The following is a 16,390-nucleotide window of genomic DNA, read 5'->3' as shown; positions in this document are numbered from 1 at the left end:
TGCCTCCTGTTCATTAATAAATTTACTCCAATAAAATTAATATTCAATCCCGGAGCCGGAAAAATCTGGAAAAAACTGCGGTGAAGAATTTCCGGTCGCCGCGTCGCCATGACGACCGGTAAAAAAAGATGCATTTTTTTTCAATACAGTCTTGACATGGTGACCGATTTGTGTCATAATATATACTGTATTTAAAATGAATACAGAAAAGACATCATGGTACAGAACAATATACGCTTCAATCGTGCGGATCAGTTGACGCAGCATTTGACGGCACGCTGCCTGCAATTTCGTGCCGGGGAGAGATTTCTTTCCGTCCGTCAGATTATGGATGAATTCAATGTCAGCCAGATCACGGTCAAGCAGGCGATGGAGCGGCTTTGTGAGACGGGGGTGCTGGAAGCGCAGGAGCGTCGCGGTTATTTTGTCCGGCGGGAGCCGCGTTACCGGAAAATAGTCTGCCTGACTCCGTCCGATATTGCAGATTATTCGGAAGAGCTCTCTTCTCTTCTGAAAGAAGAGGCGGAGAAGGCCGGTTTTGAATCGTCGCTGGTGGATATGCCGGACAATGCGTCGGGAGTGGCAATGCTTCCGAAGCTCAAAGCCGACGCGGTATTGTTCATTCCTTACGCGCACGAGAAGATTACCCCGGAACAGCTCAACCGGATTATGGCGCAGCCGATGCCGGTTATCATCACTTACGGGACAGTGAGTGTGGGAGGTTGCCGTTACGTGGATGGCGACAACGAGTTCAGCGGGGTACTGGCCGCAACGTATCTGCTGATGAACGGCCACCGGAAGTTGGGGATCCTGGTGTCTGAACCGGAAGTGACGGTGATCCGGCAGCGGCTCGATGGTTTTCTGAAATGTGCCCGGGCGTGCGGTGTGGAAGTGGAAGTGCTGCATCCACATATTGAGATCGGGGAGTCCTCGCCATTGCGCAGTTACGAGTTCTTCAAACAATATCTCTCAGAACATCCGAAGCCTGGTTTTACGGGATTGTTCGTGGTGTCGATGTTTCCGGCACGGGAGGTCATCCGGGCAGCGAATGAGTGTGGTCTTGAGATTCCCCGTGATTTCAGTTTGATTTCGCTCGGTCGGGCGGGGCATAAAGCCGGTGAGGACATTACCAGAATCAATACCCGCCGCGATCTTGTGGTTTCTTATGCGGTGCGTCTGGTGAAAGATTATTTTGAGCATAAAGAAAACACTCCGATGTTCCATATTGTTCCGACAGAGATCCACCAGGGCAATACCGTAAAAAACATCGGCTTCCCACAATAAAACGAGGGAGGAGAAATGAGACGTTATTGCACATTGATTGAATTTCTTATGGTAAAAGCTTGTCAAATGTACCGTTCCTTCCACGCTTGCACCGGGCAGTCAAGAGAGGGGTTCGGGGGAGAGAAAGCGGTCGGGGAAGCCGCGTCTCGCCCCGTACCGAACACCTGTCAAACTTCTCATCGGCCGATCATCGCCCCGCAACAGAGTTTCCGCTCGGCAAGCGGCGAAGTGGAGCAAAAACGCGAAGCAATCTTTCCGCAGAAAAGCGGGAAGATTGCTTCGTGTTTTTGCGGCTCTTTCTCCCCGTGCCGGCCGACCGCAGCCGAGTCCGACTCCGACCCGTACGCGGCACCGGCACCTTGCCGGACGCCGGGGGTGCGGGGGGCGGCGGACACGCCCCCTGCCTCCCACGACCATGCAACGGTCAAAGCCCACGGCTCTGCGACGAGAAAAGCGGCATTTACGCTTATCGAGCTCCTCGTGGTGATTGCGATCATCGCGATTCTGGCCTCGATGCTGCTGCCAGCATTGAACCAGGCGCGTGACCGGGCGAAAGAGGCGAAATGCGTAGGCAATCACAAGCAGGTGATCGCCGCACAGCTCATGTACTCGAACGACAACAACGGGCGGATGGTGGTCAATACGATGGGACGTCCTTTCTCGGAGGCGCTCATGGGGGTGAAGTTGAATGCGTCACCGAACTGGGATTATACGCTGGACAGCAAGTTTGCGAGTTACATTTCACCCGGCAGCAAGAAGATTTTCGTCTGTCCGTTTCATAATGGAGCGGACAGCGGCCACTTTGACGCATGGCAGACCAACGGCATGTACGTGGGCACCTGGGATTCGAGTTATACGAACAATACGGACCGCACAGGAGTCTATATGAATTTCATCAATTCCTCAAACCTGTTTTACATGTTGAACAAGGCGCGCTGCCCGAGCCAGCTGCATGTGTATGCCGACACCGCACAGTACGGTTCGGGGGACTGGTTCAAGGTTCCGCGCGGGATCAATCAGTACAGTCACACCAGCAATGGAGTCGGGGTGCCGAGCGGCGGTCAGAATTCCGGAATCTGGCTCGGGCACCGTAACCGGGCGAACCTCTCGTTCATGGACGGACATACCGCATCGATGAATTCGACGGAATTGCGCGACAGCGTCATGCAGGTCCGGAAGGTGGTTACGCAGCAGCTTGAGCTGCGCAGTTTGTGACGGCAGAATTCCGGGAGAAATTTTCGAATGAAAACATGGAAGACATTAGCCGCTGCGGTTTTGCTGGGCACGGCTGTGATTTGCGCCGGGACGGATTCTCCGTGGGGGATCGCCGCCCATCCGCATGCCGCGAAAGAGTGGGAGAACATCGACCGCCAGCTCGGGATGATGCGGGACGCAGGGATGACTTCGCTGCGGCACGACATGAAATTTTCGCGAATTGCCGCGAAAAAGGGACAGTACGATTTCAGCAGCTACGATGAGCTTCTGGAAAAACTCGATCAATATGGGATAGAATATCTGCCGATCCTCGAGGGGTATGACTGGGAAGTCGACAAAATCCGCCCGGATGTGGTTCCGCTTTACCGGCATCCGGAAGAGTGGCGTGCTTTCGTCCGCGCCTGCGCCCGGCATTACAGAGGGAAGTTGAAAGTCTGGGAGATCTGGAACGAACCGGACGGCGGATTCTGGAAACCCGATCCGAACGCCGCGCAGTTCGTACCGCTGCTGAAAATCGCATACGAGGAGCTCAAGGCGGCTGATCCTGAGAACGTCGTGATGGTCGGCGGCCTGTGCGGGTGGAACGTTGGATATCTGCGCGATATGTATGCCGCCGGCGCAAAGGGGTATTTCGATGCGATCGCGGTTCACCCCTACGGATGGGGAGTCGACCGCAGCGCGTTTCAGCGGAAACGCATGGAGGAGTTCAAGACGGTTCTGGCCGACCATGGCGATGGGGCGTGTGCGCTCTGGATCACGGAGTGCGGCGGCGCAACCAACCGCAGCAATCTGATTGCGCAACAGCCCGATGTGCTCATCAGGGCGATCGGCGCGGCGGCGCGGAAGATCGGGCGGAAGCTGCCGCAGCAGCTGGTCGTCGGGGCGCCGGTTTCCCGGGAGCATCCGGATCGCGATTTCGAGCCGTCCCGCAACTGGCTGCCGGGGGCGAAACTTATTCCGGTCACACCGGAGGAACTGGCAGAAGCCGATCCGGAGAAACTGCCGGTTTTTCTCGGCTGCGAACACACCGCCATCGAGGAGTCTTACAAAGAGCCGATGCTGGAATATGTGAAAAAAGGCGGGATTCTGCTCGCCTTCGGCGAAGTGCCGTTCTATTACGTCCGCTATCGCAATGAGCAGGGGAACTGGTCAAGCCGCAGTGCGGCCGGAGAACTCCACCCTTATTACGGGATCGGTTATCAGGCGTGGTGGACGAAACCCGACATCCCGAAATCCGCCAGTCGAACCCTTACGACCGCCACCGGGAAAGAGGCCGGAATCAGGGATCTCAAAAATGTCTATGTCACCCGGTTTCTCAACGCCGCGAATGTCGCGGAAGGGGATGAATACACCCCGCTGGTTCAGGTTCTCGATCACACCGGAAAAGCCGTCGGTGACGGAATCGCACTCTATACGTTTCGAGAACGACGCGGCGCGATCCTCGGCTGCACCATCCAGTTTGCGGGCGGATTTGCCGAGGCGGAGCAGGCACATCTGCTGCAGACGCTCTATCTCTCCTACCTCGCCGCTGGAGTTGAGAGAGTCTACTTCTACGATTTCCACAGCGATGGCGACAACCCGTCTGAACGAGAGGACAACTTCGGCATCGTACGCTGGAATTATGAACCGAAACCCGCTTATTTCGCCTACCGGGAAATGAGTGCCGCCCTCGGCCGTGCCCCCCGGTTCTCGGGACGGGTTGCCGACGTTCCGTCCCCAGTGCAGGTGCTGCTGTTCGATCGAGAGGATGGCGGGCGGGTGCTTGTGTTCTGGAGCACTTCCGACGAGACGATCTCTTTTCCATATCGTGGCGTAACTTACGAAGCCGCTCCTGCTGTCCGGTTCGTCGAACTGCCGGACGAGCGCTGATCCCATCAAAAAGAGTGGCCCTCCCGCGGATGCCGAAAATGCAGAAAAAAGCACGCGCAGGAGGGCCGGTGGAAAAGAGTGCCCGCTTCTTTTCCGGAGAACACCATTACTATATCACCCGAAAAAAAGAATGCAAGCCCGGGAATTAGATAAATCTAACTTTTTTTAAAAAATTTTTCTCTTGCCCGGTCGACAAGGGGAACGGTCACACTTTCCCGTCGTCGCGATGACGGTAGACGGACTGCATGAGGCCGCATGCGGTCATGAGCATGAGGAAGAAAGAGCCGCCGTAGCTGATGAAAGGCAGCGAGAGTCCGGTGACAGGGGTGATGCCGATGCTCATGCCGATGTTGATGAAACAGTGGGCGAAGATGATCGATCCGACGCCGATACAGAGATAGCGGCCGAACGGGTCATCGGTCAGGAACGCGGTTCGGAGGATCGAGTAGAGCAGCAGCAGATAGGCGAGGAAGATCAGCAGACAGCCAATGAATCCGGTCTCTTCGGCGATGATCGCGAAGATGAAGTCGTTGTTGGCGGCCATCTGGGGGAGGAATCCGAGGGAGTTCTGGGTTCCGGCGCCGATGCCTTTGCCGAAGAGACCGCCTGAGGCGACCGCGAGTCCCGCCTGATAAGGCTGGTATCCGGCCGAGGCGAGGAAATCCTCCGGGTGGAGAAACGCGAGAATGCGGTTCAGCTGATACCCTTTCAGAAACGGATGAATGCGCAGAACTTCGTTGGCCACGACCAGGGCGAGCGCGCAAATGGAGGTGATGCTTACGGTAATGATGAACCGCCATTTGAGCCCGGCGCAGAAGACGATCGCCAGATAGATCGGAATCAGGATCAGGGCGCTGCCGAAGTCCGGCTCTTTCAGAATCAGCACGAGCGGAATCGCGACGGTGACACCCGAGAGCAGCAGGCAGAAGAATTTATTCACCGAGAACATCGCGGTGGAGAACATCGCCGCAAGCAGCATGATGAGCGCGAGCTTCGCGAATTCCGAGGGCTGGAGACGGAAGCCGACGCCGGGGATGTTCAGCCAGCTGACCGCACCGTTGACTTTCTGGCCGACGAACGGCAGAAGCAGCAGCAGAACCAGTGTGGCCAGATAGAAGATCAGTGAGAAAACCTTGTATTCGGTGCGGCGCAGGTTGATCGACGATGCCGCGATCCAGAGGACGAACCCTCCGCCGGCCCAGAGAAGCTGACGGTCGAACGCCTGGAGCGAAAGTGCGGTGCCGATTTGCACGCCGGTGGAGTAGATGAAAACCAGTCCCGTGCAGATCAGGAACAGCAGCGCGGTGATCTGGATGAAGTCATATCCGCCGAGATAGCGCAGAAGCCGGACCGGCCACCAGCTTTCACTCTTTTTTTTTGCCTTTCGCATTGTTCAAACCACCTGCCGCTTTGACGAAAACGGGGGGTGAAAAGAAGTGAACTTCTCTTCTCCCCCCGCCCCGGGCCGCTGCCGTTCAACGTGTTCGGGTCAGACCTCGAACGTCTGATCGCGGCGGGGGCCGACGGAGATGATCGCGAGTTCGGAGTCGACGAGTTCGGCGATTCGCGCAAGGTACTTCTTCGCGTTCTCGGGGAGCTTGTCATAGCTCGTGACAGCGCTGATATCCTCTTTCCATCCGGGCAGCCACTCGAGTACGGGCTTGACGGCGGCGAGCTCTTCGGCGGACGCGGGGAACTCTTTCGTGACCCGGCCGTTGATCTCGTAGGCGACACAGACGCCGATCTGCTCGAACTGGTCGAGCACATCGAGTTTCGTGACGGCGAGCTTATTGACGCCGTCGACCATGCAGGCGTAACGGCTCGCGACCGCATCGAACCAGCCGCAGCGGCGCGGACGACCGGTCGTGGCGCCGAATTCATGGCCGATCTTGCGCAGCGTTTCACCGTTTTCATCGAAGAGTTCAGTCGGGAACGGTCCCTCGCCGACGCGGGTCGTGTACGCCTTGATGACGCCCCAGGTGTCGCGGATCTTCTGCGGGGCGATGCCTGCGCCGGTGCAGGCGCCGCCGGAGACGGTGTTGCTGCTCGTGACAAACGGATAGGTGCCGTGGTCGATGTCGAGCAGAGCGGCCTGGGCTCCTTCGCAGAGAACGTTCTTGCCGGCTTTGATCGCGTCATTCACAAGGTAGACCGTGTCGCAGACGTAGGGGCTGAGAAACGCGGCCGCTTCGCGGACGAGCGCCCACTCCTCATCGATATTGAGCGGAGCGATGTTGTGTTCCGCGAACATTTTGTTGTACCGCTCGGCCTCGGCGCGGAACTGCTCCTCGAGCCGGATGGGATTCTTCAGGTCGATGCCGCGGATTCCGGTGCGGTTCATCTTGTCGGCATAAGCCGGACCGATGCCGCGTTTGGTGGTTCCGATCTTCCTGGTCCCGGCATTGGATTCCTTGAGCGCGTCGGCGCGTTTGTGGTATTCGAAGATGAGCTGGGCGCGGTTCGACAGGCGGATGTTGTCGATCGAGAATCCTTTTGCCGCGATTCCTTTCATCTCCTCGACGAGTCCGAGGACATCGACGACAAGACCGTTGCCGATGACGTTGACCACGTTCGGCCGGAAGATGCCGGAGGGGACGAGGTGAAGCACATAATGTTCATCGCCGATCTCGACGGTGTGACCCGCATTGTTGCCGCCCTGGAAACGGACGACCATGTCGACGTCGCGGGTGAGCACGTCGATGAGTTTGCCCTTTCCTTCATCGCCCCACTGGGTTCCGACCAAAATGTCAACCGGCATATTTTCCCCCCTGACTCAAGGTGTTGATACTCTATGAAACAAAGGTAATAACATAGCGCCTTTTAGCGGAATTTCAAATTGCGGGAGCTGTTTTCGCAAGACAATTTTTGCCGCCGGATCGGATTTCAGGCCGCAAATGACGGAAAAATCCGGTTTTTTCATGGAATCTTGCGTCTGATCTCCAAAAAATCGGGTGAGGGAATTTGCAAGTTGACGAAAAGCGGGGTATTTTAATACATGATTTGTGGATAAACGGGACGAATACCAGGGAAAGTGTTCAAGTGGGCGATTCGATCGATACCGGAATGATGACGCAGGTCCTGCGGGAGATGGGGGAGAAAGCGGTTGTTGCGTCCCGCGCACTTGCCGTGCTCCCGGCCGAGGAGAAGAATCGCTGTCTGCGGCGCATGGCCGAGACGATTGAGGCGGCGGTCCCGGCGATCAAGGCGGCCAATGAGGAGGATCTGAAAGCGGCGAAAGCCGCGGGGCTCTCCGCGGCGATGATCGATCGGCTTACGCTGACCGATCGGCGCATTGCGGAGATGGCAGAAGGACTCCGGGTGGTCGCGTCTCAGGCCGATCCGGTCGGGCGGGTGCTTTCCGGCACGACCCGCCCGAACGGGCTGTTCATCGAAAAGGTCAGCGTTCCGCTCGGTGTGATCGGCATCATCTACGAGTCGCGCCCGAATGTGACGGTCGATGCGGCCGGAATCTGCCTGAAAGCGGGCAACGCGGTGATTCTGCGCGGCGGCAGCGAGGCGTTTCACTCGAACATGGCGCTCGCCCGGCTGCTGGACGAGGCCGCGGTCGGTTGCGGTCTGCCGGACGGCACCGTTCAGCTTGTGCCTTGGACCGACCACGCGGCGGTGCCGATTCTGCTGAAGATGGACAAATATCTCGATCTTATCATTCCGCGCGGCGGCGAGCGTCTGATCCGGCTGGTCTGCGCCGAGGCGACGATGCCGGTGCTCAAGCATTACAAGGGGGTCTGTCACTTGTACATCGACGCCGAGTGCGATGTTGAGAAAGCGGTCGCGATTGTGGTGAACGCGAAGTGCCAGCGTCCGAGTGCCTGCAATGCGCTTGAAACGCTGCTGATCGACCGCCGGATTGCGGAGAGGTTCATCCCGCCGTTTCTTGCGGCGATGAAAGAGCACGGGGTCGAACTGCGCGGAGATGCGGAATTCCGCAAATTTGATCCGTCGGCGGTTCCGGCGACGGAGGAGGACTGGTTCGCGGAGTATCTGGATCTGATTCTGGCGGTGAAGATGGTCGGCTCGGTTGAGGAGGCGGTTGCGCACATCAACCATTACGGGTCCCGTCACAGCGACGGAATCATAAGTTCGATTCAGGCGGATATCGATTATTTCTTTGCAAACGTGGATTCGGCGACGCTGTACAGCAACGCTTCGACACGTTTTACAGATGGCGGCGAGTTCGGAATGGGTGCCGAGATCGGCATCAGCACGGACAAGCTGCATGCGCGCGGTCCGATGGGGGCCGACGAGCTGACCAGTTACAAATATCTCGTTCGCGGTGACGGGCAGATCCGCTCGTGATCTGAGGCGGAGAGAGAGGGTAATTATGATTGTTCCGATGAAAAAGGTCACGTTGCTGGCGTTGAGTTCCGAGGAGAGCTCGGTCTTGACCGCGCTGCGTTCTCTCGGCGTGATGCAGGTTGAAGTGACGAAAGGGAGCGAATCGGGTCGGAGTCAGCAGCTTTCGGAGTGCCACGACACGGCCCGCCGGGTTCTGTCCGCGCTGGAGAAGTACCGGAAAGAGCGCGAGAAGAGCGGTGCGGAGGAGAGCCCGAACGCAAAAGTGCGTTCAGGAGCCGAAGCGGTCGAGCAAACTGCGCAGCTGTTCGATTCGCGGGAGAAGATTTCTGCGGAACTTGCTTCCGTGCAGCAGCGGCTGAAGAGTCTTGCCGTCTGGGGAGATTTTGACCGGACTGAGATCGACGCGCTGCGTGCAAAAGGGATTTACGTCTATCTCTGCTGCGGGCGGGATACGGCGTTTGAGGCGGCCGAGGCGTTGGAGAATGCCGATACGCAGCTGATTGCCGAGGAGAACGGGCGCTGCTATTTTGTGGTGTTTTCAACTGAACCGATTGCGGACGGGGTTCTGCCGGAGGTGCGTCTCGGCGGCGAAGACAATCCGCCGTCGTTGCGCCGTCGCGAAACCGAGCTCGGAGATGAGCTGCGGGTGGTGGAAGAGGAAATCAGCGAACTGTTCGCGTCGATTCCGTCGATATCGAAACGGGTTTCGCAGCTTTCGAGCGAGCTTGAGTTTTCGCGCGTGAGCGATTCGCTCGCGGAGCATGGCGAAATCGTGTCGCTCTTCGGTTATGTTCCGGCTCCGTCGATTCCGGCGCTCGAGAAAGCGGCGGATACGAATGGGTGGGGACTCCTCATTGAGGATCCGGAGCCGGGTGACCGGGTGCCGACGCTCATCAAAACTCCGAAATGGGTGCGGACGATCGAGCCGCTGTTTGGATTTCTCGGAATTGAACCGGGATATGACGAGATCGACGTATCGGCCGGGGTGTTGATTTTCTTTACGATTTTCTACGCGATGATCGTCGGAGACGCTGGTTACGGGCTGGTTTTCCTGCTCGGGACGCTGTTTGCCGCCTGGAAGTTCCGCGGCAATCCGGCGGCAGTGCTGCCTGTGCGGCTGTTTACGCTGTTGTCGGTCGCGACGATAGTGTGGGGATTGATGACTTCGAACATCTTCGGCATGGCGAACCCCTCGTGGCTGAAGTGGGCGGAAGTTCCGCAGCTGACGGATGAGGCGGTCAAGAATCAGTACACGCAGCTGATCTGTTTTACGCTGGCGCTCGTTCAGCTCTCACTGGGGCGGATCTGGAAAGCGCTGCACGACGGGACGGTGCGCAGTGTGGTCGGGAATCTCGGCTGGGTGTTTTTCCTGCTGGGCAATTTTATTCTGACGATCCGGCTGCTGGTATTTCCCGCGGCGTTTCCGCAGATCATGTTCTGGTTCTACGGGATCGGTCTTGTGATGGTGGCCGTTGCGGATGTGAACTGGAAAGATGTCGCGCAGGTGTTTCAGTTCCCGTTCAGCATCATCAACAGTTTTGTGGATGTCTTGTCGTACATCCGTCTGTTTGCGGTGGGTCTGGCGGGTTACTACATCGCATCGAGTTTCAACGATATGGGGAAGAGTGTGTTTGAGCTTGGGCCGGCATGGTTGACAGTGTGGGCCGCGGCGGTTGTGATACTTTTCGGTCATGTCCTCAACATTGCGCTCTGCCTGATGAGCGTGATGGTTCACGGGGTGCGGTTGAATACGCTGGAGTTTTCCAACCACGTGGGGCTGACCTGGGCCGGATCAAAATTCAAACCTTTTTGTAACAGCAAGAAAATGGAGGAAAATTAGGCATGGAACAGGAATTGATGATGGCGCTGGCGAAGGCCGGTGGATATGCGGCGGTCGGTCTTGCCGCGATCGGTTCGTCGATGGGAACCGGTATGGCCGGCGCCGCGGCGATCGGCGCCTGGAAGAAGTGCTATCAGCAGGATAAGCCCGCCCCGTTTCTGCTGCTTGCGATGGCGGGTGCGCCGCTTTCGCAGACGATTTACGGCATGATCATGATGATTCTGATCAACGGTGCGGCGGCGGACAACCCGCAGAACTGGCCGCTTTACCTGACGATCGGCATCTTCGGTGGACTTGCGCAGATGGTCTCGGCGACTTTCCAGGGGAAAGCGGCGGCGGGCGGCTGCAATTCATTCGCTGAAACGAACCAGGGATTTGCGAATGACCTGATGATCCTCGGTGTGATTGAGACCTGTGCAATCTTCGCGCTGGTCTTCTCGATCATGGCGATGTAATCGATACCGGTGTAAACGGTGAGCACCCTCCGGGCGGTTTTTCCCGCCGGGGGTGCTTTTTTCTTTGGAGAGGGGCAGGATGGCTACGACGGAAATTTATCTGGTCCGTCATGGAGAGACGGCGGCGAACAGTCGGAATATCGTGCAGGGGCAGAGCAATGTTCCCCTGAATGAAAAGGGGTTGGCACAGGCGGCACGGCTCGCGGAGCGGCTGAAAGAGATGCGGTTTGACGCGGTTTACGCAAGCGATCTGGACCGGGCGATGCGGACGGCGCGGATTGCCGCACCGTATGCGGAGGTGATTCCGTCGAAAGAGCTTCGGGAGTGGGATCTCGGGGATTGGGTCGGCAGGCCGTTCGATGAGGTGAAGCGGCTCTACCCGGGTGAGGTCGACGCATTTCTGCACGACCACTCGCCCTGTCCGATCACGGGTGGAGAGTCGAAAGAGGAGGCTTATGAGCGGGTCAATCGTTTTCTCGATGAACTGGTCGTGCGGGAGTGCGGGAAAAGGATTCTGGTTGTGACGCACTGCGGGGTGATGCGCGGGATGTTCAAACACATCCTCGGCATCACAGCGCCGCTGCCGCGCCAGCCCCAGGTCGGGAATGTCTCGTTGAGTCGGATTCTGCACACGGACGGCTGCTGGCAGCTCGGAACCTGGAACGATATCAGCCATGTCAGCGATTTGCTCTCGCGCGCGGGTGGATACTGATTGAGGACAATGCCGGAGGGCGCATGTTGAACAGGATGAAGTTTCGACGATTCCGGCTGCGGGAGGCGGTTGCGGCAATTCTTCTGCCGCTGGCGTTTCTGTTGGCCGTGCGGATTTATTCCGTCTGTTGCGGCGGCGAATCCGACCGGGATTCGTTCTATCATGCGATCATGGCGGAATCTGGACCGGAAGTTTTTGCGGCAAAACAGTTTCCGTCAACGACGATGTCGGTGTGGCAGGAGAATTTCAGCGATAAGGAGCTCGGATTTCATCTGCTGTTGTGGAGTGTTTTTCGGTGCGGCGGGCTTTTGGGGGTGGACAACGTGCCCCCCTTTCATCTTCAGAGCGCATTTCTGATGCTTCTGCTGTTGGTGGCGGTTGCGGTCCTGCTGTTGCGCCTGGGGGTGCGGGGAGTCTGGCGTTGGACGATGCTTTTTGCGGTATTGTCGCCGCCGCTGACGGAACGGCTTATGGCACTCCGTCCGCATGTGCTTGCCATTACGTTGTTTGCGTTGACGACGGCTGCGTTCTGCACGCCGGCGTTGATGCGCGGCTGGAGAAAATGGCTGACATTTTTCCTCGCGGGTCTGGCGTTCGGCTACTGTTACAGCAATCCGCATTTTGTGCTGATGCCGGCGGGTGCGTTTGCGCTGGCAGCGGTGATCGCGGATCGGGAGTGGCGTGCGTTGCTGCTTCCCGTGGTTTCTCTGGTCGGGGTTGCTGTGGCTCTTACACTGCATCCGCAGTTTCCGAACAGTTTTCTGATCTGGAAGATTCAGGGATTGGAAGTGGTATGGGGGATGCTTTCGCCCGGCTCCGGTCCGATTGGCGGCAGTGAGCTCACGAGCGGAGGATGGGATACGCTCAAATGTGCGCCGTTTCTGCTGGCGCTGCCGCTGTTGGCGGCGTGGATTGTGGCGATGCGGCTGAAGAGTTGCCGCAGGATCGGCCGTGAATTGTTGTTTCTTTCGATTCTCGGGATCGGGACGGGGATCGGGTTGTGCCTCTATTTCCGGATGGCGGAGTATGGGGTGCTGGCGCTGACTGTGGCATTGGCGGCATGGGAGCGACCGCTTGATCGGCGGACAGTGGTACGCCGCGTCTGCACGGCTTATGCGGTTGCGGCGGTATTGTGGAGCGCCGGTTATTTCCGGCAGGCGGCAAAAGAGGTCTGGAATCCTTACCGGGATCTCGCGGAGTGGGTGCATGCACGGGGAATTCCGCCCGGCAGTGTGATTGGACACTTGAGCTGGGGAGATTTTCCGCAGCTGATCTACACGCTGCCGGAGTATCGTTTTTTATGTGGGCTTGATCCGATGTTTGCCGCGGGGAGGTATCGGGAACCGATGCTGGTTCTCGAGGATCTGCGGCGCGGCGTGAAATTCACTTCGCCGGATAAACTGCAACGGCTGATCGGCAGCCGCTGGCTCTGGATTTCCCGCGAGGGGGAGATCGCGGCCCAGCGGCTCTACCTGTACGGGTACGTTCCGGTATTTGAATGTCCGGACGGCTGGATGTTTAAACTCGATGAGCCGCTTCATGCCGGGAAACCGGCGGACGTCCCCCGGTTGACGGCCCCGGAGTAGAACGTTTCCGGGGGGGAGCCGTGCTACTCTCCGGCCGGGGGGAGGAAGCGTTGGGCGATGCGGTTCACGCCGCCGCGCGGGCCGGAAATGGCTTTCGGTTCTCCGTTTTTTTCGTCCAGCACGATTTTTTCCGGGTAGGGAGCGATGGGCAGCTGAAAAATCAGTCGGTCATCTTCGAGCCGTTCTCCGGCCAGTGTGCCGGGAAATTCCGCATTTTCCCGCCAGCGAGTCAGGAGATTCAGCAGGTCCGGCAATTGGTTGACGCCCGGTCCGGGGCCGTGACTCATACCCGGAATGAGGTAGAAAAGGCAGAATTCCCGCAAATGTTCGAGTGAGCCGACGGCTTCCGCGGCCCGTTCATAATAGTCGAGTGTCGCATGATAGGGGACGCAGGAGTCTGCGGAGCCGGAAGTGATGATGAGTTTCCCGCCATGCTGTTCAAAGCGGCTCAGGTCGGGATTTTCGGCGTTCAGCAGGGGGCCGAGTTCGGCGGTGTAGGTGTCGATGTCTCCTGCGAAGTTGATGGTCATCAAATCCCGTTCTTTCCCGAATACCCAGCGGAACAAATAGAGGTTTCCGCGGGCGATGTCGAACGAGCTTCCGAACGGGATGCCGTCGAAGATGCGCTCCCCGGTCGCCGCATGGACGGGGCCGCCGAAGAGAAGGCGCAGCGCCTCCGCGTGTTCGGGGGTCAAAGAGGCATCCTTTTTCATCGCAAGCGCAACGACCGCCTCGATGTCTGCCGGCGTACAGCGCGGATCGGAGATGATTTTTCCCGCGACCATGGGAATTTCCCGGGGAGCCATGTATTCATTTCCGGCGGCGATTACGTTCGCTTCCTGTTCTGCGGAGAATGGACATTTCTGAAGAATCTGGAAGTTCCAGAGAAAATAGGCGTGCAGCGGCGTACGGCAGTGGGCGGGGAGCCGGGCGAGGATTCCATCATAATCCTCCGGATAGCGTTGTGCTTCCTGAAGCGCCTGCTGCCCGCCCGTGGAGCAGCCGCTGAAATAGGAAAACTCCGGGCCGCGTCCATAATAGGCCTGTATAATTTCTTTCGCCGTCACAGTCATGAAATGAGTCGCCCGATAACCGAAATCCCGCCATACTTCCGGATTGCCGATTCCGGAATCCGGGTCGGGCGAAGTTCCAAGATCGGTCGATGCCGCTGCGTAACCGTCCCAGAGCGGTTGAGTGAAGATGGCGGGATTGATGCTGCCGGCCGCGCCGCCGTTTCCGAGCCCGAGGAAACGCCCATTCCACAGTTCCGGTTCCGGCAGTCGGATTTCAATGAAAATATTGGATCGCGCCACCGGATTCAGCCGGATTTTGACGAGGATATGGCGGGGCGGAGCGTCTGCCCGGCCGGGAGAGGAAGAGGGAATTTCCTTAATCAGGAGAAATTCCCCGTTTTGCAGCTTCAAATTCCGGATCGCCTGCAGGCCGGAGGATATGAAATTCATTGGCATGAGATCACTCCTTGTGTTTTTCCAGGTAAAATCCTCAAATACGGTATCATATTTTGCCCGGATTTACAAGCGTTCCAGAGTTCCTACTGCAAAAAAAACGCCTTCGACACCTCGAAGATGCCGGAAGCGTCCCTGGGAGTTTCCTACTTTTCGTGCCGCGAGAGATAAGCGGAGATCCCTTCCGCGGTGGGCTTGAGCCCCTCAGCCCCGTCGCTCCAGTTGGCGGGGCAGACCTCGCCGTATTTCTCGGTAAACTGCAGCGCCTTGACGATGCGGAGCGCCTCTTCGACGTTGCGGCCGAGCGGAAGATCGTTGATCGTCTCGTGACGGACGATTCCCTCCTTGTCGATCAGGAAGAGGCCGCGCAGAGCGACCGCCTCGTCGACGAGGACGCCGTAATCACGCGAAATCTGCTTCGTGAAGTCCGCGACCATCGGGAAGCGCAGATTGCCGACGCCGCCCTTGCTGCGTTCGGTCTGCTTCCATGCGTAGTGGCTGTACTCGGAGTCGACAGAGACTGAAACCAGTTCGGTGTTCAGCTCCTTGAAACGGTTGATTGCATTGTCGAACGCGATGAGCTCAGTCGGGCAGACGAAAGTGAAGTCCATCGGGTAGAAAAAGAGAACGACATATTTCCCGCGCAGACTCGAGAGCTGGAACGGCTCAATCGTATTGTCCGGCATGACGGCATTGGCCCGGAAGTCCGGGGCGGCTTTGGTGACGAGTGACATAATTACTCCTCCTTGCGTTGATTCGAATTCAGGCTCCTACCTGTTTCATTTTCCATTACTATACGTCTGCTTTTATAAAAATCAAGAATGATTATCAAAAATAATTAAAAAAATTCTCTTTCCGGAAGATATTTGAATTTGATATCCGCTCATGGAATATTATGGAAAGAAGAAGGGAGGAATGAACCATGGCGTCCAAAAAGAGTTACACGCTGCTGCTGTTATCGGTGTCGCTGGGGTTTTCCTGTGCATGTTTCGGACTGACATGGATCGGAATGCTGGTTCAGGCGAATTGCCTGCAATGGTTTGTGTTCGGGATTCCGGCAGGAATGGCGGTTGCCCTGCCGATGCTTTTTTTGCAGAAACGACTGTGGGTATTGTTTGCCGGATGGGTAGTGCTTGTCCTTCTGGGGTGGGGCATGATGAGAATTTTCTTTTTCTGTGATCCGGATCATGTGCGAATGATGGAATGCGCAGCCCGGATGAAATCGCTCGGCTTGTTACTCGCATATTATGCGGATGAAAACGACGGATGGCTGCCGCCGGCACGCGGAGCGGACGGCTTCGATTTTCTGCGGTCTGCCGGATATCTGACGGATGATTCCGGATTGATCTGCCCATTTTCCGCCACTTTTCCGCCACATTCGGAAAAAGAGGGCAAATTCCCTTAAAAGAGGGCAAATTCCCTTGTGATTACGTGTATTACGGCGGCGGAAAATATTCGGAATATCCGTCGGATCGGGTTCTGGTGATGGAAAAACACGGAAAACATCCGGATGAAAGTTTCCACATACTGTACTCGGATTGGACGTTGAAGCGTGGTGTCATTATCTCTGAAAAGTTGTAAAAAAGTTTGATTTTGAGCTTGAAAAGTTCCTGGATGGGGGTTATGTTAAGAATCTGTTGCGTCCC

The 16,390-nt window shown here is 57.3% G+C and carries 13 protein-coding genes; 9 read left to right on the top strand and 4 right to left on the bottom strand.

What is annotated here, in order from left to right; all coding sequences use genetic code 11:
- Nucleotides 1-216 precede the first annotated feature (216 nt).
- The 3 genes from Q0J85_RS03660 to Q0J85_RS03650 all read left to right on the top strand — a co-directional run bounded on the left by Q0J85_RS03660 (nucleotide 217) and on the right by Q0J85_RS03650 (nucleotide 4,368).
- Entirely contained in the window at nucleotides 217-1,284 is a 1,068-nt protein-coding gene (locus Q0J85_RS03660) for a GntR family transcriptional regulator (RefSeq protein ID WP_294478336.1), read from the top strand.
- A 66-nt stretch (nucleotides 1,285-1,350) separates the two neighbouring features.
- On the top strand, nucleotides 1,351-2,499 hold the full coding sequence (locus Q0J85_RS03655) for a type II secretion system protein (protein WP_294478335.1): 1,149 nt from the start codon (nucleotides 1,351-1,353) through the stop codon (nucleotides 2,497-2,499).
- A gap of 27 nt (nucleotides 2,500-2,526) precedes the next feature.
- Nucleotides 2,527-4,368 carry a hypothetical protein gene (locus Q0J85_RS03650; RefSeq protein ID WP_294478333.1) on the top strand — a complete coding sequence of 614 codons (1,842 nt, stop codon included), beginning with the start codon at nucleotides 2,527-2,529 and terminating at the stop codon, nucleotides 4,366-4,368.
- Nucleotides 4,369-4,573: 205 nt separating this feature from the next.
- Here the strand turns inward: Q0J85_RS03650 and Q0J85_RS03645 are convergent, their stop codons facing one another.
- Both Q0J85_RS03645 and Q0J85_RS03640 read right to left on the bottom strand, forming a co-directional pair.
- Nucleotides 4,574-5,758 (bottom strand): FtsW/RodA/SpoVE family cell cycle protein, encoded by a 1,185-nt coding sequence (locus Q0J85_RS03645; protein ID WP_294478331.1) that lies wholly within the window; start codon nucleotides 5,756-5,758, stop codon nucleotides 4,574-4,576.
- Nucleotides 5,759-5,857: 99 nt separating this feature from the next.
- Nucleotides 5,858-7,126, bottom strand: a complete 1,269-nt coding sequence (locus Q0J85_RS03640) for an adenylosuccinate synthase (RefSeq protein ID WP_294478329.1) — start codon at nucleotides 7,124-7,126, stop codon at nucleotides 5,858-5,860.
- A 281-nt stretch (nucleotides 7,127-7,407) separates the two neighbouring features.
- Here Q0J85_RS03640 and Q0J85_RS03635 point away from each other — a divergent pair, with 281 nt between their 5' ends.
- The 5 genes from Q0J85_RS03635 (at nucleotide 7,408) to Q0J85_RS03615 (ending at nucleotide 13,278) form a co-directional block, all read left to right on the top strand.
- Nucleotides 7,408-8,685, top strand: coding sequence for a glutamate-5-semialdehyde dehydrogenase (locus tag Q0J85_RS03635; protein ID WP_294478326.1), 1,278 nt, complete (start codon nucleotides 7,408-7,410; stop codon nucleotides 8,683-8,685).
- Between the two features lie 25 nt (nucleotides 8,686-8,710).
- Entirely contained in the window at nucleotides 8,711-10,525 is a 1,815-nt protein-coding gene (locus Q0J85_RS03630) for a hypothetical protein (protein ID WP_294478324.1), read from the top strand.
- Between the two features lie 2 nt (nucleotides 10,526-10,527).
- Nucleotides 10,528-10,980: a hypothetical protein gene (locus Q0J85_RS03625; RefSeq protein ID WP_294478322.1), complete on the top strand. Its 453-nt coding sequence runs from the start codon at nucleotides 10,528-10,530 to the stop codon at nucleotides 10,978-10,980.
- A gap of 79 nt (nucleotides 10,981-11,059) precedes the next feature.
- Nucleotides 11,060-11,692 carry a histidine phosphatase family protein gene (locus Q0J85_RS03620; protein WP_294478321.1) on the top strand — a complete coding sequence of 211 codons (633 nt, stop codon included), beginning with the start codon at nucleotides 11,060-11,062 and terminating at the stop codon, nucleotides 11,690-11,692.
- 23 nt (nucleotides 11,693-11,715) lie between these two features.
- Nucleotides 11,716-13,278 (top strand): hypothetical protein, encoded by a 1,563-nt coding sequence (locus Q0J85_RS03615; protein ID WP_294478319.1) that lies wholly within the window; start codon nucleotides 11,716-11,718, stop codon nucleotides 13,276-13,278.
- 23 nt (nucleotides 13,279-13,301) lie between these two features.
- Here Q0J85_RS03615 and Q0J85_RS03610 read toward each other — a convergent pair whose 3' ends face one another.
- Together Q0J85_RS03610 and Q0J85_RS03605 are read right to left on the bottom strand one after the other, a co-directional pair.
- Nucleotides 13,302-14,741: a tannase/feruloyl esterase family alpha/beta hydrolase gene (locus Q0J85_RS03610; RefSeq protein ID WP_294478318.1), complete on the bottom strand. Its 1,440-nt coding sequence runs from the start codon at nucleotides 14,739-14,741 to the stop codon at nucleotides 13,302-13,304.
- 149 nt (nucleotides 14,742-14,890) lie between these two features.
- Nucleotides 14,891-15,481: a peroxiredoxin gene (locus Q0J85_RS03605; RefSeq protein WP_367274593.1), complete on the bottom strand. Its 591-nt coding sequence runs from the start codon at nucleotides 15,479-15,481 to the stop codon at nucleotides 14,891-14,893.
- A 326-nt stretch (nucleotides 15,482-15,807) separates the two neighbouring features.
- On the opposite strand from Q0J85_RS03605, the gene Q0J85_RS03600 reads away from it, so the two are divergent.
- Nucleotides 15,808-16,149: a hypothetical protein gene (locus tag Q0J85_RS03600; protein ID WP_294478316.1), complete on the top strand. Its 342-nt coding sequence runs from the start codon at nucleotides 15,808-15,810 to the stop codon at nucleotides 16,147-16,149.
- Nucleotides 16,150-16,390: the final 241 nt, after the last annotated feature.

It is taken from the genome of uncultured Victivallis sp. (assembly GCA_944389935.1).
Taxonomy (GTDB): Bacteria; Verrucomicrobiota; Lentisphaeria; order Victivallales; family Victivallaceae; genus Victivallis.
This window is presented reverse-complemented; position numbering and strand designations above follow the sequence as displayed.